At 56.1% G+C, this 20,287-nt stretch carries 20 protein-coding genes and 1 riboswitch; of the genes, 10 read left to right on the top strand and 10 right to left on the bottom strand.

The window, feature by feature from the left end:
• The first annotated feature begins 32 nt into the window (after window positions 1–32).
• On the top strand, window positions 33–620 hold the full coding sequence (locus tag AC6I8J_RS17865; protein ID WP_161736397.1) for a LysE family translocator: 588 nt from the start codon (window positions 33–35) through the stop codon (window positions 618–620).
• Here the strand turns inward: AC6I8J_RS17865 and AC6I8J_RS17860 are convergent.
• The 4 genes from AC6I8J_RS17860 to AC6I8J_RS17845 all read right to left on the bottom strand — a co-directional run bounded on the left by AC6I8J_RS17860 (window position 617) and on the right by AC6I8J_RS17845 (window position 6,774).
• A complete protein-coding gene (locus tag AC6I8J_RS17860; protein ID WP_497825611.1) occupies window positions 617–3,001 on the bottom strand; it encodes a phosphoketolase family protein in 2,385 nt (794 codons plus the stop codon). The two genes, AC6I8J_RS17865 and AC6I8J_RS17860, sit on opposite strands and share 4 nt — an antisense overlap.
• A 478-nt stretch (window positions 3,002–3,479) precedes the next feature.
• Window positions 3,480–3,821: a hypothetical protein gene (locus tag AC6I8J_RS17855; protein ID WP_222924853.1), complete on the bottom strand. Its 342-nt coding sequence runs from the start codon at window positions 3,819–3,821 to the stop codon at window positions 3,480–3,482.
• A gap of 370 nt (window positions 3,822–4,191) precedes the next feature.
• On the bottom strand, window positions 4,192–5,808 hold the full coding sequence (mqo, locus tag AC6I8J_RS17850; protein WP_161736894.1) for a malate dehydrogenase (quinone): 1,617 nt from the start codon (window positions 5,806–5,808) through the stop codon (window positions 4,192–4,194).
• 510 nt (window positions 5,809–6,318) lie between these two features.
• Window positions 6,319–6,774: a carboxymuconolactone decarboxylase family protein gene (locus tag AC6I8J_RS17845; RefSeq protein ID WP_497825610.1), complete on the bottom strand. Its 456-nt coding sequence runs from the start codon at window positions 6,772–6,774 to the stop codon at window positions 6,319–6,321.
• A gap of 57 nt (window positions 6,775–6,831) precedes the next feature.
• Between AC6I8J_RS17845 and pdxR the strand changes: the two genes are divergently transcribed.
• On the top strand, window positions 6,832–8,268 hold the full coding sequence (gene pdxR, locus AC6I8J_RS17840; RefSeq protein WP_161736896.1) for a MocR-like pyridoxine biosynthesis transcription factor PdxR: 1,437 nt from the start codon (window positions 6,832–6,834) through the stop codon (window positions 8,266–8,268).
• On the opposite strand, the gene AC6I8J_RS17835 is transcribed toward pdxR, so the two are convergent.
• Window positions 8,258–8,500, bottom strand: a complete 243-nt coding sequence (locus tag AC6I8J_RS17835; RefSeq protein WP_161736897.1) for a DUF1158 domain-containing protein — start codon at window positions 8,498–8,500, stop codon at window positions 8,258–8,260. The genes pdxR and AC6I8J_RS17835 overlap by 11 nt on opposite strands.
• Before the next feature lie 316 nt (window positions 8,501–8,816).
• Here AC6I8J_RS17835 and mntP point away from each other — a divergent pair, with 316 nt between their 5' ends.
• Together mntP and azuC are read left to right on the top strand one after the other, a co-directional pair.
• Window positions 8,817–9,392 carry a manganese efflux pump MntP gene (gene mntP / locus AC6I8J_RS17830; RefSeq protein WP_161736898.1) on the top strand — a complete coding sequence of 192 codons (576 nt, stop codon included), beginning with the start codon at window positions 8,817–8,819 and terminating at the stop codon, window positions 9,390–9,392.
• Window positions 9,393–9,508: 116 nt separating this feature from the next.
• Window positions 9,509–9,586, top strand: coding sequence for a stress response protein AzuC (gene azuC / locus AC6I8J_RS17825; RefSeq protein ID WP_123809971.1), 78 nt, complete (start codon window positions 9,509–9,511; stop codon window positions 9,584–9,586).
• Between the two features lie 415 nt (window positions 9,587–10,001).
• Here the strand turns inward: azuC and AC6I8J_RS17820 are convergent, their stop codons facing one another.
• Window positions 10,002–10,904, bottom strand: coding sequence for a LysR family transcriptional regulator (locus tag AC6I8J_RS17820; RefSeq protein WP_480343725.1), 903 nt, complete (start codon window positions 10,902–10,904; stop codon window positions 10,002–10,004).
• Window positions 10,905–11,032: 128 nt separating this feature from the next.
• Between AC6I8J_RS17820 and AC6I8J_RS17815 the strand changes: the two genes are divergently transcribed.
• Window positions 11,033–11,296: a DUF2798 domain-containing protein gene (locus tag AC6I8J_RS17815; protein WP_497825609.1), complete on the top strand. Its 264-nt coding sequence runs from the start codon at window positions 11,033–11,035 to the stop codon at window positions 11,294–11,296.
• Between the two features lie 659 nt (window positions 11,297–11,955).
• Window positions 11,956–12,168: a transcription antiterminator/RNA stability regulator CspE gene (cspE, locus tag AC6I8J_RS17810; protein WP_161734054.1), complete on the top strand. Its 213-nt coding sequence runs from the start codon at window positions 11,956–11,958 to the stop codon at window positions 12,166–12,168.
• A 193-nt stretch (window positions 12,169–12,361) separates the two neighbouring features.
• Here cspE and AC6I8J_RS17805 read toward each other — a convergent pair whose 3' ends face one another.
• Window positions 12,362–12,547 carry a hypothetical protein gene (locus AC6I8J_RS17805; protein ID WP_202604949.1) on the bottom strand — a complete coding sequence of 62 codons (186 nt, stop codon included), beginning with the start codon at window positions 12,545–12,547 and terminating at the stop codon, window positions 12,362–12,364.
• Window positions 12,548–12,715: 168 nt separating this feature from the next.
• On the opposite strand from AC6I8J_RS17805, the gene AC6I8J_RS17800 reads away from it, so the two are divergent.
• Complete coding sequence (locus tag AC6I8J_RS17800; RefSeq protein ID WP_497825608.1) at window positions 12,716–13,627, top strand: alpha/beta fold hydrolase; 912 nt, start codon at window positions 12,716–12,718, stop codon at window positions 13,625–13,627.
• Window positions 13,620–15,011: a hypothetical protein gene (locus AC6I8J_RS17795; protein ID WP_222924859.1), complete on the top strand. Its 1,392-nt coding sequence runs from the start codon at window positions 13,620–13,622 to the stop codon at window positions 15,009–15,011. The genes AC6I8J_RS17800 and AC6I8J_RS17795 overlap by 8 nt, the downstream gene beginning before the upstream one ends.
• A 16-nt stretch (window positions 15,012–15,027) precedes the next feature.
• Here the strand turns inward: AC6I8J_RS17795 and AC6I8J_RS17790 are convergent, their stop codons facing one another.
• Together AC6I8J_RS17790 and AC6I8J_RS17785 are read right to left on the bottom strand one after the other, a co-directional pair.
• Window positions 15,028–16,380: an MFS transporter gene (locus tag AC6I8J_RS17790; protein WP_222924860.1), complete on the bottom strand. Its 1,353-nt coding sequence runs from the start codon at window positions 16,378–16,380 to the stop codon at window positions 15,028–15,030.
• A 170-nt stretch (window positions 16,381–16,550) separates the two neighbouring features.
• Entirely contained in the window at window positions 16,551–17,453 is a 903-nt protein-coding gene (locus AC6I8J_RS17785) for a GntR family transcriptional regulator (protein WP_497825607.1), read from the bottom strand.
• A 137-nt stretch (window positions 17,454–17,590) separates the two neighbouring features.
• Here AC6I8J_RS17785 and AC6I8J_RS17780 point away from each other — a divergent pair, with 137 nt between their 5' ends.
• Window positions 17,591–18,619 carry a zinc-binding alcohol dehydrogenase family protein gene (locus AC6I8J_RS17780; protein WP_161734064.1) on the top strand — a complete coding sequence of 343 codons (1,029 nt, stop codon included), beginning with the start codon at window positions 17,591–17,593 and terminating at the stop codon, window positions 18,617–18,619.
• A gap of 6 nt (window positions 18,620–18,625) precedes the next feature.
• Here the strand turns inward: AC6I8J_RS17780 and AC6I8J_RS17775 are convergent, their stop codons facing one another.
• The gene (locus AC6I8J_RS17775; protein ID WP_222924863.1) at window positions 18,626–19,546 is read right to left on the bottom strand and encodes a nucleoside hydrolase; all 921 of its coding nucleotides are present in this window, start codon (window positions 19,544–19,546) and stop codon (window positions 18,626–18,628) included.
• A 117-nt stretch (window positions 19,547–19,663) separates the two neighbouring features.
• A riboswitch (Fluoride riboswitch) is annotated at window positions 19,664–19,739 on the top strand.
• Window positions 19,740–19,826: 87 nt separating this feature from the next.
• On the opposite strand from AC6I8J_RS17775, the gene crcB reads away from it, so the two are divergent.
• Entirely contained in the window at window positions 19,827–20,204 is a 378-nt protein-coding gene (crcB, locus tag AC6I8J_RS17770) for a fluoride efflux transporter CrcB (RefSeq protein ID WP_150011351.1), read from the top strand.
• The last annotated feature ends 83 nt before the right edge of the window (window positions 20,205–20,287 follow it).

Here is a 20,287-nt window from a genome sequence, read left to right as displayed (position 1 = left end):
ATAGAACGCTGTCCACTTTCAGGAGAGCCACGATGCTCGATCCCTCTTTCTTCAGTTACGTTACCGTGATGTCGATTACGCCAGGCCCGAACAATCTGTTGCTGGCGACATCCGGGGTCAATTTTGGCATGCGGCGGACCCTGCCGATGGTGTTTGGCATTCTGGTGGGCTGCGCGGTACAGACAGTGATTGCCGGGATGGCATTGGAGGTGTTGCTGCACTGGATGGCGGCGATTCGCCTGCCGCTGACGCTGGCAGGCTGTACCTATCTGATGTGGTTATCCTGGAAAATTTTTCGCGCCGGTGCACCGGAAGCGCGAACCCGGGCACAGCCGATGACGCTGGTGGGCGGTGCCTGCTTCCAGGCCATCAACCCCAAAGCCTGGCTGATGGCCACCAACGTCGCGCTGCTTTACAGCGGCAGTAGCGGTGTGCTGACGGTGATGATCGCCTTTATGCTGCTCAATCTGCCCTGCATCCTGATCTGGGCTGCGCTGGGCGATCGCCTGCGCAGCCATCTGCAGATTGCCTGGAAGCGTCAGCTGTTTAACAGCCTGATGGCGCTGTCACTGGTGGCGACGACCGTCTGGATGCTGACCGACGCGCTGCTGGCCGCTTAATCAGGTGCACCGGGTGCGGTGGCCGACGGCCATTTCCAGTTCTGCACCTCCGGCAAATCTTCGCCATGTTCACGGACATAGCGATGATGCTCCGCCAGACGCTGCTGTAAATCCTCCAGCAGTTCCGGATGTGTATCGGCCAGTCCCGGCACGCGCAGAATCGCCTCCTGCGCGAGATGATAGCGGTCAAGCTCGTTCAGCACCGTCATATCAAATGGCGTGGTGGTAGTTCCCTCTTCATTGAAGCCGCGCACATGGAAGTTGCGGTGATTGGTACGGGAATAGGTCAGGCGATGGATCAGCGTCGGATAGCCGTGGAAGGCAAAGATCACCGGTTTGTCCTGGGTAAACAGCGCATCGAACTCCGCATCAGATTTGCCATGCGGATGCTGCTCTTCCGGCTGTAGCGCCAGCAGGTCGACTACATTCACCACGCGGATGCGCAGTCCGGGCAGCATCTCGCGCAGCAGATCGACCGCCGCCATCGTTTCCATAGTTGGGACATCACCGGCACAGGCCATCACCACATCCGGCTGTTCATTCTCCGGCGTAGTGCCCGCCCAGCGCCACTCACCCATACCCGCTTCACAATGTGTCACGGCGCTGGCCATATCCAGCCACTGCGGCGCAGGCTGTTTACCCGCCACAATCACATTGATCCGGTCCCAGGTGCGCAGGCAGTGATCGCCAACCCACAGCAGCGTATTGGCATCGGGCGGCAGGTAGATGCGCACGATGTCCGCTTTCTTGTTAGCGACGTGATCGATAAAGCCCGGATCCTGATGGCTGTAGCCATTGTGGTCCTGCCGCCAGACATGGGACGAGAGCAGATAGTTCAGCGACGAGATCGGTTTACGCCAGCCCAGTTTGCGCGAGACTTTCAGCCACTTGGCGTGCTGGTTAAACATCGAATCGACGATGTGAATAAAAGCCTCATAGCAGTTGAACAGTCCGTGGCGGCCGGTCAGCAGATAGCCTTCCAGCCAGCCCTGACACTGATGCTCACTGAGAATTTCCATCACCCGGCCATCCCGCGCCAGCTGCTCATCATAAGGCTCGGTTCGTTCCAGCCAGGTGCGGCTGGTCACGTCGAAGACGGGTGTCAGGCGGTTAGAGGCGGTTTCATCCGGGCCAAACAGGCGGAAATTATCGCGGTTACGCTGGAACAGCACGCTGAGATAGCGGCCCAGATGCTCGGTGGCCTGCGCCATCTCCGCACCTGGCTCGCTGACATCGCAGGCAAACTCTGCGATCCCGGGCGTATCCAGCTCACGACGCAGCAGGCCGCCATTGGCATACGGTGAAGCGCCCATGCGCTTATCGCCCTCTGGTGCCAGCGCCTGCAGTTCCGGCTTCAGGCGACCCTGCTCATCAAACAGGTCGTCAGGCTGATAGCTGCGCATCCACGTCTCAAGGATCTGGCGATGACCGTCATCTTCACGACAGGCCGCGACCGGCACCTGATGCGCCCGCCAGAAATCCTCCACTTTCTTGCCGTCGACCGTTTTTGGGCCGGTCCAGCCTTTGGGGCTGCGCAGAATAATCATCGGCCAGCGCGGCACGTCAGTGCTGGCGTTGCCGCTGCGCGCCTCTCGCTGATACTGAGCAATCTTACTGAAGGCGTTATCCAGTGCCTCCGCCATCAGCGGATGCATTTTTTCCGGTTCATGTCCGCAGACAAATATCGGCTCATAGCCGTAGCCACTGAACAGCTGGTGCAGGTCTTCGTCGCTGCTGCGACCCAGCAGCGTCGGGTTGGCAATCTTATAGCCATTCAGATGCAGAATCGGCAGCACCGCACCGTCACGTTCAGGGTTGAGGAATTTGATGCCGTGCCAGCTTGAGGCCAGCGGCCCGGTCTCGGCTTCACCGTCGCCAATCACGCATGGCACCACCAGATCGGGATTATCGAAAGCGGCACCAAAGGCATGGGAGAGCGAATAGCCCAGCTCACCGCCTTCATTAATCGAGCCGGGCGTTTCTGGCGCGGCGTGGCTGGGAATGCCGCCCGGAAAAGAAAACTGCTTAAACAGGCGCTGCATGCCCGCCGCATCCTGAGAGATGTGCGGATAAATCTCGCTGTAGCTGCCCTCCAGCCAGGTATTTGCCACCATGCCAGGGCCGCCGTGTCCTGGCCCGCAGATGTAGATCATATTCAGGTTCTGTTTGCGGATAACACGGTTGAGATGAGCGTAGATAAAATTCAGCCCTGGCGTGGTGCCCCAGTGGCCCAGCAGACGCGGTTTGATGTGCTCCGGTTTGAGCGGTTCGCGTAACAGTGGGTTATCCATCAGGTAAATCTGTCCGACGGAGAGGTAGTTCGCTGCCCGCCAGTAGCGGTCGAGCAGGGTAAATTCGGGTGACGCAGGGGAGTAAGACATGCGGGTTCCTCCTGATCGTGCAGCTAAAAGATGCCTTAACCCTAATAGAGAATGCCCGAATCGACCAGGTAACCGGCCAATAAAAAAGGCCCCGCAACCGGATTGACCCTTAAAGCTGCTCACCCAGCAGAGTCATCTTTGAACCTATCTCTTAAAATAGCGAACCGACAAGCCTGAAAATGAAAGGCCTGAGTCCGGTTGAATATCGAACCCAGGCCCTGAAAGCGCCTTAATATAAGCTGTCCAGCTTTAAAGCGTTAATCGATTAAGTAAGATTTTTAAAAGGTGATATTTTAATTCTGCAAACAGCGATTTTATTTACCATATAGCTTGTAATTTATCAGTCCTGTTAATACTCCGGTTATCACTATTTTGATTAAGTCTTTTATCGTTGGTAAACCATCAATAAAATAGACCATTAAAAATAATGCTAAAATGATGAGCAGCGTATCTAAAAAAACTCTCTGTACCGGTTTCATTACCACCAGCAGGTTAGTCCGTAAGTGAAAGCCGCGCCTGTCGCATCCGTAGCTGCTCCGACAATCCATCCTGGCACGAGTCCGATGCCAGGAACGATTACGGCACCGCTCATTGAGCCCGGCACGCCGGAGGCTATTGCAAATTGAAACATATCTGTAGTTAAATCTTTTACATTACATTGGTTAAACTTCGCAGTCATAACCTGAGCAATCTCCAGATTAACATCGAATCTGTAAGATTCGGCTCCGACACCAGAGACATATTTTACTTCTAAAATATTTAATCCTTTTATGAAAATCCTTTTTAAATAATGAGCCTGGAGAAAATAACAAAATGACATATTCCTTAATGTGACGCAGAGCTCATATTTTTATCGTAATTTTACGATTAACAGATAGCCAAATTTAAAGCACATGGAGTGATGCAAAGTATATCGCGGATCTGAGACTGCACGGAAATTATTATGCAGGGACACAGCATCTGCACGCTGGACTCGGCGTGTTTATATTGCGAGCAGTTTAACTGAATTGATAAGGTGAAGCGGGCGATCTGCGAATAGGTTCATGATGAAATAACGCGCGGATAAGCCTGAAACGGAAAGGCCTGGGTCCGGTTAGGTACCGGACCCAGGCCCTGAAAGCGGCTTAATATAAACTGCCCGGTTTGCTGGGGCAATTCAGATGCAAAGCCTTCTGTTCTTCAGTGGCACATTACTTGCCGACGACGAAGGCGGTTTCCCGTCCTTCATCGTTGGCCGCCATCGGGGTGACCGGCGAGTAATCGAGATGCAGAATGCGGCTGGTTTCAGCTAACACTTTCTCTGTCAGCGCCACGTCGCCGTTCAGTTTGCGACCCCAGGAAGGGATCACCGCGCGGATTTTGTTCTGCCATTCCGGCGAAGCCATCTGCTCAGGACAGACCTTGTGCAGCAGCTCCAGCATGATCGGTGCCGCCGTAGACGCACCTGGCGAGGCACCCAGCAGCGCTGAAATCGTGCCATCCTGTGAAGCGACCACTTCGGTGCCCAGACGCAACACGGCGCCCTCTTTTTCATCTTTCTTGATGATCTGCACACGCTGACCGGCAGTGACTAACTGCCAGTCCTCCTGCTTCGCCTGCGGCACATAGGCGCGCAGCGCGTCCATCCGGTCGCGATCGCTTTGCAGCACCTGATCCATCAGGTATTTCACCAGATCAAAACTTTTCAGCCCCACTTTCACCATTGGCAGCATATTGCTGCTGTTCAGCGAAGTGAACATATCCATCAGCGAACCCTGCTTCAGGAACTTAGTCGAGAAGGTGGCGAATGGGCCAAACAGCAGCACCTGCTTGCCATCCAGCACGCGGGTGTCGACATGCGGCACAGACATCGGCGGCGCGCCGACGCTGGCTTTACCGTAGACCTTGGCCATGTGCTGCGCGACGACCTGCGGATTTTCTGTGACCAGGAACGAACCGCCCACCGGGAAACCGGCATAGCCGTTGGCTTCCGGGATACCCGCCTTCTGGAGAAGCGGTAACGCCGCGCCGCCCGCACCGATAAAGATTTTACCTGCCGTCAGTGTGCGACGCGTGCCGCTGTTCAGACACTGCAGCGTCACCTGCCAGCGACCGTCGGCGAGCTGCTTCAGCTCACGCACTTCCTGACGCAGACGCAGCTGGAAATTCGCTTTCTTCTCTAACGAGGCAATCAGCTGACGGGTGATTTCACCGAAGTTCACGTCGGTGCCCATCTCCGTCCAGGTCGCGGCCACTTTCTGACTGCGGTCACGGCCATTCATCACCAGCGGGATCCAGCGGGCAATCTGCTGCGGATCTTCGGAGTAGGCCATGCCACGGAACAGGGTGCTCTTCTGCAGCGCCTTAAAGCGCTTGCGCAGGAAGTCGACATTGTCGTCACCCCAGACAAAGCTCATGTGCGGCGTGCTGTGAATAAAGCTTTCAGGGTTGCGCAGGTTGCCTTTCTGGACCTGATAAGCCCAGAACTGGCGGGAAATCTGGAACGATTCGTTGATCGTCACCGCTTTGGAGATGTCGATGCTGCCATCCGCCTGCTGAGGCGTATAGTTCAGCTCTGCCAGCGCCGCATGACCGGTGCCCGCGTTATTCCAGCCGTTGGACGACTCTTCGGCCACGCTATCCAGCCGCTCCACCATTTCGATGGACCAGTCCGGCTCTAAATCCTGCAGCCACGCGCCGAGGGTGGCGCTCATCACACCTGCGCCAATCAGCAGCACGTCAACGTCTTTGCGCTCCTGCGCGGTAGTAGTGGTGTCCTTTGCCATGGCACTCATCGCGAGCGCAAGGTTTACAGCTGAATTGCTCATGAGGCGACATCTCCTCTTCTGTTGACCTGAAGCCCAACAGTTTCGCAGGCGAAATAGTCACGCTTCTTTCGAGCGCGTTGCGCTATTTCTCTAAGGTTAAGTCTCAGGTATAGGGTTAAGCGGTGATAACGCGTTAACTGAACGTTATGCTTAGTCATCCGAATATAACATTCTCGCATCTGAATTAAACATTTGTTTATTTTTTAAATGCAGAAATGATTCAGCATAAGAATTAATCATCAGGGGCGGTGGCGTATTAGCGGTTTTTTAGAGATAAGTCAGTGAGTTAACTGAAAGTGTATGTTGCGAGAAAGCCCCATGCTGGTGCAGGGCCGGAATGGATATGAACCGTGCGGAATTATTTAATTCGCTGAAATTTAGCGATTTATTATGCAGCAAGGAATAACGGGAATCGGGTGATGAGAGCCTGAAAAGCTGCTCGTGTAAAAATAATGTTACATTTTTGTGAGTCTGAAAATGCACGCGCGCCGGCGCACGCATCGGATTCACTTATGACTGATTCGCGCTGGCTGGCAGCTTTTTCAGACTTATCGCCATGCGGTTATAGGTGTTCATCAGGCCAATTGCGATGTTCAGATCGACAATACTTTTCTCGCTAAATTGCTCTTTTAATGTGGCATAGCAGGCATCCGGCGCGCCCTGCTGAGCAATCAGCGTCAGGCATTCAGCCCAGTGCAGGGCCGCCTTCTCTTTATCACTGAACAGCGTGCCGGATTCCTGCCAGACCGAGGTCAATACAATCTTATCCCAACTCATGCCCGCTTTATTCAGCGCTTTGGTATGTAAATCAATGCAGTAGGCGCAGCCGTTAATCTGCGATATGCGCAGGAACAGCAGTTCCAGTAAAGTGAGCGGCAGATCGGTTTGCGCCAGATAACTGTATACGCCGCCCAGCGCTTTCATGCCTGCCGGTGCTGCACTGTGGAAATCGATACGTTCGCTCATCTTGTTGCCTCCTGGGATTGATGAGGCGATTTTCGGCCTTTCAACGGAGCAGATAAAGTGCCAAAAAATGAGAGTCTGACTGGTCCATCGCTGCTTTCCACGCTGACACTCCAGCGCGGTACGTCACGTGGCCTCAGCGAACAGCTACGCCAGCTGATTGAACAGGCGATTGGAGAAGGGCGCTTACAGCCCGGTGCGCGTCTGCCCTCCTGTCGCGATCTGGCGGTGCAGCTCGGCGTGGCGCGCGGCACGGTACGTGCCAGCTATGACATGCTGGTCGATGGTCAGTTTCTGCAGGCCAGAGGTGCGGCGGGTACCTTCGTCAGCCCATTACCGCCGTTGAAACCGGTCAGCGTCGATGCTGAACGCCAGCTGCTGGAGGGTGCAGAGGGGTATGAAGCGCCACCGCTGATCTTCCAGATGGGCATTCCTGCCAGCGATGCATTCCCGGCCAAAGTCTGGCTGCGCATTCTGCAGCGTCAGACGCGCATGCAGGTCAGCAGACCGGCCAGCTATCCCGATCCACGCGGCAGCTTAGCGTTGCGGCAGGCGCTGGTGGCCTACCTTGCGGTGGCACGCGGCCTGCGCTGTCAGACGGACCAGATTATTATTACCAGCGGCTATGCGGGCGCGATGGGCCTGATTGGCCTTGCGATGGATTTTCAGGGCAAAACGGCCTGGCTGGAAGATCCCGGATTCTGGGTGGCGCGTCGCGCGGTTGACGCGCTGCGCGTTACGCCGGTTGCCGTGCCGGTTGATGCCGAAGGGTTGCAGGTGGAGGCCGGGATGGCCCGCGCGCCGGATGCCGCTTTTGCGCTGGTGACACCAGGACAGCAGGCACCGCTTGGCATGACCATGAGTCTGGCACGCCGCCATGCATTGCTGAGCTGGGCCAGTCGCGAGCAGCGCTGGATTATCGAAGATGACTATCTCGGCGAGCTTCAGCCTGGTAATCGCGCGGCTCCGGCACTGGCCGCGCTCGACAGCGAGGGACGCGTATTGCACATCGGTACCTTCAGTAAGACGCTGACGCCGCAACTGCGGCTCGGTTTTATCGTGGTTCCGACGGCGCTGACGGCCCGCTTCGGCGAGGTGTGCGCATTACTTGCGCCAGCCTCTTCGGGATTGCTGCACAATGCGGTAGCGGAGTTTCTGCGGGAAGGTCACTTTATGCGGCATCTGCGGCGCATGAAGCGCGTCTATCAGGAGCGGCTGGAGCAGATGATCGCGGCGCTCCATCCTCACTTTCCCGATCTGCAACGTGCCGGGCTGGCGGTGATTGTCCGCTTACCCGCCGGTACGCCGGATGAGGTGATTGCCCAGCAGGCAGCAGAGTGGGGCATGGCGCCGTCGCCGCTGTCGATCTGGTATCAGCAGGCGGATCAGCGCGGGGCGGGCCTGCTGCTGGGGGCGGCACATCTGCCACGTGAAGGTTATGCGCGCAGTGCCGAACGGCTAAAAGCGCTGGTCGATGCGCAGGCGGTCAGCTCCTGAACCAGCGACGCCAGACAAAGCGGATCACAAAAAACTCCAGTGCGCCCAGCAGCAAAAACCAGACGCAAAACACCACCGTGTAGAGCTGATTCAGATCCTGCAGATGAAACATCTGCAACAGGTGCTGCGCCACCGTCACGCTAAAGGCGGGTGCGGGCAGCAGCAGCGCCGAGAGAAAGCCCAGCAGCAAAATGCCACCTGGCACGATCAACGTCTCAAAAGGGTTATTCATAACCGGTTTCCCATATTTATCAGCCCGGCATTTTCAGGTAATCGGCGACAGGGTTCAATGGTGGCGTGCGCCAAAGCGCCATCCCGCAGCCCGAACCGGCCAGGTCAGGCCGAAGAAAATGCTTTGCCACCATCGACTTAGCGGCATTCATAGCGAATGATAAGAGTTATAGCCTTTGCTATACTTAAATCCCTGATTTTACTGTCTTTTTATCTTCAGGTTTGCATGGTAGACTGCGCCCACTTTTTCATAACTGAACACTTTGTGTGGTGAATTCAGCGTGAATTGCCGCTTTTTCGCCCCAGGTGAATAAATCATGACCTTTATTGCCACTTTAATTCTTGCGCTGGGTATGTCGATGGACGCGTTTGCCGCTGCGCTGGGCAAAGGTGCCACACTGCATCGTCCTGGTTTTAAAGAAGCGCTGCGTACCGGTCTGATCTTTGGCTCCATTGAAGCGCTGACTCCACTGATTGGCTGGGCGCTTGGCCTGGCCGCCAGCCGTTATATCATGGCATGGGATCACTGGGTTGCCTTCAGCCTGCTGGCGTTTCTCGGTGGCCGTATGATGATGGAAGGTTTCCGTAAGACGGCCGTCACCGAACCCTGCGAAGCCCCGCAAAGCCACGGCTTTATGGTACTGGCAACTACCGCCGTCGCGACCAGCCTCGATGCGCTGGCTGTCGGTGTCGGACTGGCTTTCCTGCAGGTGAATATCATTACCACCGCGCTGACCATTGGTGCCGCCACCACGGTGATGGCGACCACAGGCGTATTAGTCGGTCGCTTTATCGGTCCGGTGCTGGGAAAATGGGCGGAAGTGCTGGGTGGCGTGGTCTTAATCGCCGTAGGCTCCACCATTCTGTTGCAGCATCTCGGCTACACCGCCTAGTGCTTTTGCACATAAAAGCGACATTTTTGTGATCTGGTTCAAATTTATTTGCTGTTAAAACGCACAGACGCTATACTTTTTCAGTATATCTTCAACTAAATTTGAACAGGTATTTCATGAAACGCATCATTAAACACGTATTCCGTGCTTACGTTGAGACGTTCAAACACGTACCGCCGGGTGCCATGTACTAAGTACCCTGTAAGAAACCCTCGATAATCGCGGTCAGGGATCGACCTGTGATTATCACCTTTTCTGCTTTTTCTGCCTTTGCTTCTGCTGATTTAAACCCGCGTTTTTGCACTTCGGGTGCATCTGACTGGCTGCTAACACTCTCCTTCTGATTCCCCCGTTATATGCCGCTTTATGGCGACGAAACTGCTTCTGTAACTGGCGGTGACGTACCTGCTGAAATCCCCATCAATCTGCGCGCAATGGGAAAGCCTTCACGTTCAATGGAATCAGAAGCCCCCGGAATGAAGCTGAATGCCCGCCTGAAACGGTCTGCTAACCACAAACCCAGTGCGCTATCCGGCAGCGGTGAGTGACTTTTGCGGGTGGATAAGCAGAAAAATGCGTCAATTTTCGCCCGGCAAAAACGCGCCTGTCTTAAATCGCATCGGCCACAAATTCAATAAATGTCCGTACTTTCGAATTGAGTGCCGAACGTTCGGTGACACAGGCATAGATATTCATGGGCAGGGACTCAATGGTGCTCTCGCCACTGTGACCTGACCAGGCCAAAGGCCTTAGCAGACCGCTGTCTATCAGTGGCTGAGCAACAAAGCTTGCCAGACGGGCAATGCCGCCGCCGTTTATGGCTATTTTGGCAATAATATCAATATCATCGCTGATAAAACTGGGGTTAGGTTTTGCATTAACAGGCTGTCCGTTGACCATAAACGTCCATGGCAGAAACCGTCTGTCGGTGGGATAGCGGAAAACCAGGCAGGCGTGCTGGCTAAGTTCTCCAGGCGTCTGAGGCGTGCCAGCGCGATCAAGGTAAGCGGGAGCCGCACAGAATATAAAGGGTAACGATGCGATTTTTCTGGCGATGAGTTGATCATTCAGCTGTGCTTCGATGCGGATACTGACATCGACGCCTTCCAGGCGATGATCGACGTTGCGATCGGTACTGATCAGTTCAATATCTATATCGGGGAAAGACGCTTTGAAAGCGGGCATAAGGGGAGCCAGAACGTACCGACCAAACGCGGCTGTCGTAGCGATACAAAGTGGCCCCTGCGGTTTGGTTTCATTCGCTGCAGCCTGAGAGGCGAGTTCGATATCATGTGGGATGTGACGGACTTTCTCGAAATAGCGTTTACCGTTTTCCGTTAAGGTCATGCTGCGGGTGGTACGCGATAGCAGTCGCACGCCCAGATGCGCTTCAAGACGGGAAAGACTCTGGCTGACTGCTGCCGGACTCATACCTTTAGCGCGTGCCGCCGCTGCAATACTGCCGTTTTCCACCACGCGGATAAAAGTGCTAATCAGCCCTAAAATGTCCATCATATCCTCAACGGTTAATTCGTCAATTTTACTTAATAACGATTAAAGCATAACCGCTCTACACCCCCCCGCATAAGCTTGTTAAGTTAGCCGCAGTCTTCTCTACTTTTGTTAAACAGGATATTCAGATGACTGATGCTGCAACAAAAAAAACCTTACGAACCCGTTTGCCGGTGCGCACGGCACCTTACATATTTGCGTTTTACATGGCGATCATCATGGCGTTCCTGATGAGTCTGGTTATCACGTTAGCCGAATTCGGAATGGGACCTCATTACATGACAAATGTGATGAATGCTTACCAGGTCGCCATGCCAGCCGCTTTCTTTTGCATACTGGTTGTCCGTCCTGTTGTTATCCGGCTTGCAGGATTGACCGTTCACGGTCACTGAGACAGTCAGCATGCTCAAAATGGGCGGACAGATAGGGTTTAGCCCGCTTCTCGCTCATCGCTGCAGGCTGCTTCTGCACCAGAATGGAGGCGGGTGACAAACCTCCAGCATTTCAGATGCAGGGTGAGGGCGGGCGGGCCGTCCGGATACTGACCGGTATCAGGATGAAAGATACCGAAGAGCCGGGCGTACGACATGCAGCAGGTAACGCTCACAGATAAGCAGGGCGAGAAAACCCTTTCGCTGGCCGTGCGGAAATTTTTAGGCGATGTAACATTACTGGCTCTGTTTTATTGTTAAGCATCAACGTTAAATCGGCACCGTCATTATGACAGGATTTGCCTGCTCCTCTTCGCACACAGCGGGGCCTGAAGCACTTCCTGAGTAGTCAAAATATAACGGCCATTCAGCCATCTGAGCGTTTAAATGGTTAAAATAAATAAACTTATACATTGCTAAATTATTATCGCTATGTCTTAATGCGTCATCGGTTTGGAACACAGACCTTATGAAAGCAGTTTTAGTAAAGTAGTCCTCAGTTCAAGTGTTATCCACAGATATCCTTCTTCGAGAGCCTCCTCCTAAGTGCCCAATAAGTAAATCTCTAACTACAGGCCATCTTCGCCGCTCTTAGTGGCTAATCGATTAAGGAAATATCTATGTCTGACAAAATGACTGGTTTAGTAAAATGGTTTAATTCAGATAAAGGTTTTGGCTTTATCACTCCCGATGATGGCAGCAAAGATGTATTCGTGCATTTCTCTGCTATCCAGGGTGATAACTACAAAACGCTTGATGAAGGTCAGAAAGTCTCCTTCACCATTGAAAATGGCGCCAAAGGCCCTGCAGCCGGCAACGTCACAGCGCAGTAAGCCGCGCTCATTATCAGCGACGCTTACAATAGCGATGAAGACATAAGTCTGAGCAGATAAGCTCTGCTGATAATAAAATAAACCCGCTCAGTGCGGGTTTTTTATTGCCTGAAATTCGTATTATCTTTCGCATTAATTCTGGTCTGCTGACCTGCTACGTATTTATTCGTCCACCTCGATGTTAATCCTCTCTTCATAAGCCCTGCCCGTTATGAAATGTCAGGTTAAACCATCGGGCAAAAGCCATCACGCGCCTTTTGAAATCAGCGATGTTCCACTGAGGCGTATTACTGATTGCCAGCAAGTAATCCATTTCTTTTGCTAACGCTGGATATCGGGCATCGAATGTAAAGCGATACTCCTCGGGTGTTTCAGTCATTGCCTTCCCGCTTACACCAGACAGATCTCCCGCCAGAGTTCATCACCCGCAATGCCAGCTTCTTCTTATGCGAAACCCCATACTTATTTCACACCATCACGCGGATAACCCGCCTGCTGCCCGATCCCGTCCTACACTGAATTATTCTCCCCCAATCAGGAGCAGCGGATGATCCAGAAGCATCAACGAAAACAGGCAGCGATTGTGGCAGGCGTGGGATTAGGTGTGGCGGCTACGCTTTGGGGTATGAAACGCTGGCAGCAGCTGAAGCAGACACCGCCAGTGTCGCCGCGCAGTCATCACGCCGGGCTGGCGGGTTATTTTCAGCAGGTAGGCGACTGGCGTATGTTTACCCGCGTCACGCCCAATGAAGATAGGGGGCTGCCGGTGGTACTGGTTCACGGTCTGGTAATGTCGGGCCGGGCGATGGAACCGCTGGCGCTGGCGCTGGGCCGCGACTATAACGTGCTGGTGCCGGATCTGCCCGGTTTTGGGGCCAGTGCGCTGCCTGCTTCTGCGCCGATCATGTCCGTGGATGAGCAGGCTGAGGCGCTCTGGCTCTGGCTACAGCACAACGGGTTTCAGCGTGCTATCTGGGTCGCGAACTCGTTTGGGTGTCAGATTCTGGCGGCACTGGCGGTGAAATACCCGCAGGCAGTGGCGGGGCTGGTGTTGCAGGGGCCGACGGTCGATCGTCATGCCCGCAGCCTGCCGCGTCAGTTGTGGCGCAGCTGGTGTAATGGCCGACTGGAGTCGCGTCGTCCGCCGGGGCCGCTGGCCCGTATCGATTACGCTAAAGCGGGGCTATGGCGCGCCTTTGGCACGATGCGCGCCATGATGCGCGATCGCATCGAACATCGTCTGACTTACATCACTGCGCCGACGCTGCTGCTGCGCGGCTCGCGCGATCCCATCTGTCGGGCGCGCTGGCTGGATGAGCTTGCTGCCCTGATGCCACACAGCGAACGCCTGACGCTGCGCGACGGCACCCATACGCTGCACTACGTCTATCCGTGGAGTTTCTGCAACGCCATTCGCCCCTTCCTGGCGCGTATTCAGCAGGAGAATCAGCATGAATAAACCGCCCAAGGGCATCGCCCGTTTTGACTCGGCAGCTGCCATGCTGCTGGCGCTGGCCAATGCGCTCCACGATCGACCCTTTGCCAGCCCGAGCCAGTCTCCGACGCTCGACCGGCTGCTACCCTCACTGAACCGTCTGCCGACCGGGCTGCGCGAGTGGGGCTATGCGCTGGGCGGCATGGCAGAGGGCATCAGCCTGCGTCAGGCGGGCGAGCTGGATGTGGAAGGCATCGCAGAATGGATGGTCAGCGAGTACCCGCAGCAGGACTATCCGGCGGCGTTTATTGGCTCGTCAAACGGTGCGCTGGTGCACCTGGCATCGGCGATGGGCGTGCCCTGGCTGCCGCAGACCTTTCTCTGTCCGGTGCGGGCGACTAACAGCGATCCCGATGATGCGATGGCGAGCTTTGAGCAGGGCAAAGAGATAGCCGCAGCCCTGCTGGCCGCCTGGCCGAGGCTGGCGGTGCACCATATGCATGACCCGAATCAGGATCGCCTGATGCTCGACCAGATGCGCTATTTCCGGCTGAAACTGCGCGAATTGCCGCTGGCTTTTAATGAGTTTCTGATGGGGAGCCTGCCCGCGGGTTCAACGCTGTTTATCAACCACTGCACCCGCCAGTGGCCGGTGACTCGCACCAGCGATCGCTCGTTTTTCCAGTTTGGCGCACTTGGTGGCGCAACCGAAAAAGAGTATTTACAGGGTGGCCCGCGGGTAGCGGAATATCTGGCGAGTTACGGCATTGATCGTGAGCGCTGGACGCCGCCTGACATCACCGACCACGTACCGGAAGCGGAGTGGGGCCTGGATGGTTATCTGATTTCCCCGCTGAAAAAACTGGCGGCGGCGCAGAACTGGAAACTGATGGAGATTCGTTACGAAGACCCGGAAGCGATGAGTTATGTGGTGGCGGAGATTTATCGCGACTGGTATCTGGCAGCGGGCATTTTACCGACCCGGCTGACGGTGGACAGCTTCCTGTTAATGGATCCCTGGTGTACCCAGCAGCAGCAGGCAATACCGTTCTGGCTGGTATTCTGCACCGAACCGTCCGCGGCAGCGCTGCAGCGCTTCCTGGAAAAACAGCCGCCGTTCCGCAACATTGACATGATGCTCTTTTCTCACGGCACCGACAGTATCGGGCTGGCGGAGATTGATCGCTGGCGGGCGCTGCTCTCTTATGCGCGTGATGAGGGGGTATTGATCGGGGTGGATGAAGCGCGTTTCCCGCGTGACTTTGCGACGTTTGCCCGCTTCGACTCGGCACTGCGTGAACGGGCACCGCTGTTGCCACCGCCACCTCCTCTGAGTACAGAGAAGGTGATGACGGGCATTAAACGTTACGGTGCGAAATATGGCGTCACCCTGACGGCGCTGACGTAGCCGCCGTCAGTTGTGATTATTCGCCGTCGGTAATTGGCTGGCGCACCAGCAGCAGGTAGGCGAGTGCGCCAACCAGCGTCACACAGGCGCAAATCATCAGCGCCAGGCTGAACGATTTGGTGGTGTCGAGCACCCAGCCGGTGATGACGGGCGCGAACGAGGCGAAGATAAAGCTGGCGAAGTTCTGGATGCTGCCGACCGAGGCGGTCATGCGGGCGGTGACGTTGGCGTGGATAAGCCCCCAGCACGACGTTCCGGCAAAGTGAATGCAGAACAGCGCCATCCCGATCAGCGTCACAGCGCTGGTCGTGTCGGTCGCGCGGGTCACCACCGCGGTAAACCCGGCGGACAGCAGCATCCCGCTGACGATGCAGACTTTGCGGGTTTTTACCGCGTTAAAGCCGCGACGCACCAGTGAATCAACCACGTAGCCATTCAGCAGCATGCCCGCCGCACCAAACAGGAACGGAATCGCCGCCAGCAGGCCGGTACTTTTCAGGTCGAGATGATAGGTCGACTGCAGGTAGCCCGGCAGCCAGGCGATGTAGAGCCACGCAGTGTAGTTGATGCCGCTGAAGCCAATCATCATGCCCCACATGGTGCGCTGCTTAAACAGGCCGCGCCACTCTCTGAAGCTGATTGGCTCTTTACGCGAGGCGACGCTGCCCGCCTGCAGATAGTGGATCTCTTCGGCGCTCAGGGTGTTGTTATCGCGGTCGCGATAAATCATATACCAGCCGATCGCGAGGAACATGCCGAGGATACCGATGGTGACAAACATGCCACGCCAGCCCATCACCAGCATCATCGCCGCCAGAATCGGCGGGGCCACTGACAGCCCAATCATCGACGCCGCATTGAACATCCCCATCGGCATGCCGCGATCTTTAATGTTGAACCAGTCGTTGATCACTTTTACGCCGCACGGGTTCATCGGCGCTTCGCCAATGCCGAGGCCGATGCGCACCAGTACAAACTGGGTGAAGTTATGCACCAGACCAGAAGCCGCCTGGAACAGCGACCAGATGAACATGCCGATACCGAGCATAATGCGCGGGCCTTTACGATCCAGCAGCGCACCGCACGGCAGCTGCGCCAGACCATACGCCAGTGAAAATGCAGAGAGCAGGAGGCCGATTTCGGTGGCGCTCAGCCCCATCTCCTCGCGTATGGTCATATTCGCTACCGACAGCGAGCTGCGATCCAGATAGTTGATGATGGCGGCGAACAGCAGCAGCAGCATCGCCGTGATCTGCACCTTACGGATGCGCGGTGAACGCACCACATCGCTGCGCATCGGCACAAAGTCCTGGCCTGGTGGCGTGTCGCCGGTCACGCTGTCGCGGCCGGTTACTGAAGTCTTTTCCATTGCACTCTCCCGAAACTGGGTACTTATCGTTATGGTGAGAAGGGGTCTGCGCGCAGCGGCAAAAGGCCGCCGTGACGTTGCAGTCGAGACTAAGAGCAAAGGGTTAAGGATGTTGCAAAGATGTTTCTGAAGCGTGCGGGAGATAATGCTTTGTGGTTTTTAATCGGTTTTTAATTGTACTGACTGATTGAGCGCACCATTGAGGTTTTGGCGGTCGCCAGATGGTTATGCAAGGCACAGAGCGCATCGATATCCTGACGGCCAATCAGCGCGGTGAGAATCGCCATATGCTCCTCCAGCGCCACAATATTTCGCTGCTTGAGATCGCTCTCATCCCACTGATAATGCGAGTGAAAGATCACCGAGATAATCTCCAGCGACTGATTGAAAAACGGGTTGTTAGCGGCGGATAAAATCAGCGAATGCATCTGGCGGTCCAGCGCAGCAAAATGACGATAGTTGCTGGCAATGGTGTCGCGCATTGATCGGTGACGACCCAGCAGATCCCGCGCCTGCACCCAGCGTTCATCGCTGGCGGGCAGATTAAGGAAGCGGCTCAGGGCGTGGGTTTCCAGCATCTCGCGCAGTTCAAACAGCTTCTCGGCGTAATCCTGCGTGAACTTCTTCATCCGCCACTGACCGCGTTTCACCGGCTCCAGCAGGTCATAGCGCATAAAGCGCAGCAGAAACTCGCGTACCACTACCGGACTGACCTTCACCTGCTGCGCCAGTTGCAGCTCGCTGAAGGTGTCGCCCGGCACCAGCTGCCGCTGATTAATCATATTAAAAAACACCTGCTCGAAGTGGCTGGCCTGCTGCTCAATCGGCGGCGTTAATGCGCTAAAGCCGTCATCATCGCGAGGTTCGCGTACGATAACGTAAGTCTGATCGACTTTATCCAGCACGCCGCACTGGTGCAGATAGTGCAGGGTATGGCGCACCGTGGTGCGGCTGATGTTGAACATCTCCGCCAGCGCGGCCTGTGGCGGCAATGGTGAACAGATATGACGCTGAGCAATGCTCTCCAGCATCTGGTTGATCACATTCTGACGCAAATTCTGGCTGCGACTCATCTCACTCTCCGGTTTTTTATGCATTAAAAACCATTCAAAGCCCAAAAAAATCGCCGTACTTCACACTTCCCGCAAACGAACGCCGCGCCGCAAGCAGGATTCGCCATAACTGCCAGCAGGACAACCGGAGAATCACCATGACAACAATGAAAGCACTGGTCATCGCTGAACCACGTAAGATGGTTTGGGCCACTCGCGACACCCCAACGCCTGCCGCTGGCGAGGCGCTGATAAAAATACTGACTGCCGGGATCTGCGGCACTGACATTCACGCCTGGTCCGGCAATCAGCCGTTCTTCAGTTATCCACGGGTGCTGGGCCATGAAATCTGTGCTGAAGTAATGGCGCTGGGCAGTGGCGCGGAAGGCTTTCAGCCCGGCCAGCGGGTGGCGCTCATGCCCTACATCTCCTGCCTGCAGTGCGACGCCTGCCAGAGCGGCAAGACCAACTGCTGTGAGCAGATCTCAGTCATTGGTGTGCATCAGGATGGCGGTTTCTGTGACTACCTGAGCGTGCCGGTCAGCACCCTGCTGGCGGTGGATGAGGTGGCACCGGAAGCGGCCGCGCTGATTGAGCCGTTTGCCATCAGTGCCCATGCGGTGCGGCGTGCCGGTATTGTGGCGGATGAGCAGGTGCTGGTGGTGGGCGCCGGACCGATTGGGCTGGGTGTTGCCGCCATTGCCGCCGCCAGCGGCGCGCAGGTGGTGGTGGCGGATACCAGCGAATTCCGTCGCCAGCATGTTGCGGACCAGCTCGGGCTGGCGACACTGAATCCGGCTGATGAGGCCTTCGATAGTGCGTTGCGCGAGCAGTTTGGTAGCCGTCTGGCGCTGAAAGTGATCGACGCCACCGGCAGCCCGGCGGCGATGAACAATGCGGTCAACCTGATGCGGCACGGCGGCACGATTGTCTATGTCGGTCTGCACAAAGGCGATCTGGTCATCCCGGACAGTGAATTCCATAAAAAAGAGGCCACGCTGATGGGCAGCCGCAACGCCACCCGCGAAGATTTTGATCGGGTGCGTGCGTTAATGGCCAGCGGCCAGCTGCGCGCCGACATGATGCTGAATCACCATCTGGCTTTCTCCACGCTGGATGAAACCTTTGAGGCGCAGGTCATCAACAACCGCGAACTGATCAAAGGCGTCATTCACTTCGATCGGTAACCGGATTCAGGGCGCGGTGAGGGTCTCAAAGAAGTGCGCCCGCACCGCGTCGGCATCCACGCCGAGCGCAATACGCTGGGCGGGCAGACCGGCAAACGGATCGGCTCGTGATGCGAGCGCGCTCAGTTTACGCACCGTCTGACCGCAGGCGATGCCCTCAGTGATCACCCGCAGCGGGCTTTCAGTGAGCGTAAAGGCCTGTGGCAGCGTCAGCCACGCCACCGCCAGAGTGTCGTGCAGCGCCATACCCTCGAATCCCTCTTTCTCCAGACTGTAAGCCAGGTAAGGGCGACAGATAGCGCTCAGCACCGGCTGATTCAGACGCTGCACCTCATCGCCGCTGATCAGCACTTTGTGCGTGACATCCAGCGGGATCACCACCACGTTCAGCGCAGAGGCGAGTACCTGATCGGCGGCGTGCGGATCTTTCCAGATATTGAATTCACTGAAGGGCGTCACGTTGCCGCTGTGGCCGTCGGTGCCAAACGCACCGCCCATAATCACCAGCTCTTTCACCAGCGGAATAATATCCGGTGCCTGATTAATGGCCGTGGCGATATTGGTCAGTGGGCCAATCGCCACCAGGGTGATCTGATGCGGCTGCGCCCGCACGCTGTCGATAATAAACTGCACCGCGCCCGGTGCCTGATCGCTAAAAGCATTATCAAACGCATCGCCCAGCCCATCTTCACCGTGCAGCCTGGCGGGCGCAGAGGCGGCCAGCGCCAGCGGCCGTGAACAGCCGCGATAGACCGCCGCGCTGATCGCCATTTTGTCGCAGAATAGACGGGCATTTTTCACCGCCTGACCCACCGCCACGTTGCCAGATACGGTGGTAATCCCCAGTAAATGCTGCGTCCGCGCCGCATAAGCCAGCGCAAAGGCGTCATCCACGCCGATATCAGTATCAAAAATCAGGGTACGCATAGGCTCTCCGCAACAGGCTGTAAACCTTCAGCATTACCCCGGCAATAGCAACATCGTCAAGTGATTCAGCCGCCCTGCGCGCACTATTGCCAGCCTGAAACGGGCGTCGTATTATCACCGGCTCAAGGTGATGGCGTGCCACCTTTCCCAACCGCCGGTGGGCTTAACACCGGCTGATGACGCCTGACACTCAATCCTTTCGCGGGAGCTGAGGTGTCAGGCGCAGTTTATCTCTGCCTCTCTCCCCAGCCCCGCATTACTCTGTAACCAGGAGCAAGACATGTTTAAACCGTTACTGGCTGTGATGATCGGCGGCTCTGCCGGCTGCGTACTGCGCTGGCTGTTCGCGATGCGTTTTAATGCACTCTTTCCCAACCTGCCGCCCGGCACGCTGCTGGTGAATCTGATCGGCGGTCTGGTAATCGGCGGGGCGATGGCCTGGTTTGTTCGCCATCCCGACATTGACCCGATCTGGAAACTGCTGATCGTCACCGGACTCTGCGGCGGGCTGACGACCTTCTCCTCTTTCACCGCGGAGTTAATGGGGTTGCTACAATCAGGGAAGTATTTCTGGGCGATGGCCAGCGCGCTGGTGCATGTGATTGGCTCGCTGCTGATGGCGTTTGCCGGTTTCGCACTGGTCACGCTGCTGGGCTGACCCGGTGCGCGTCATACCGCTTAAGGGATACTGATTTCGGGCGTGTGCGCCGTGGATTGGATAATGCGCGGCGCTGACGCTGA

The organism is Pantoea sp. X-Soil-ISGK-355 (assembly GCF_059730805.1).
This window is presented reverse-complemented; position numbering and strand designations above follow the sequence as displayed.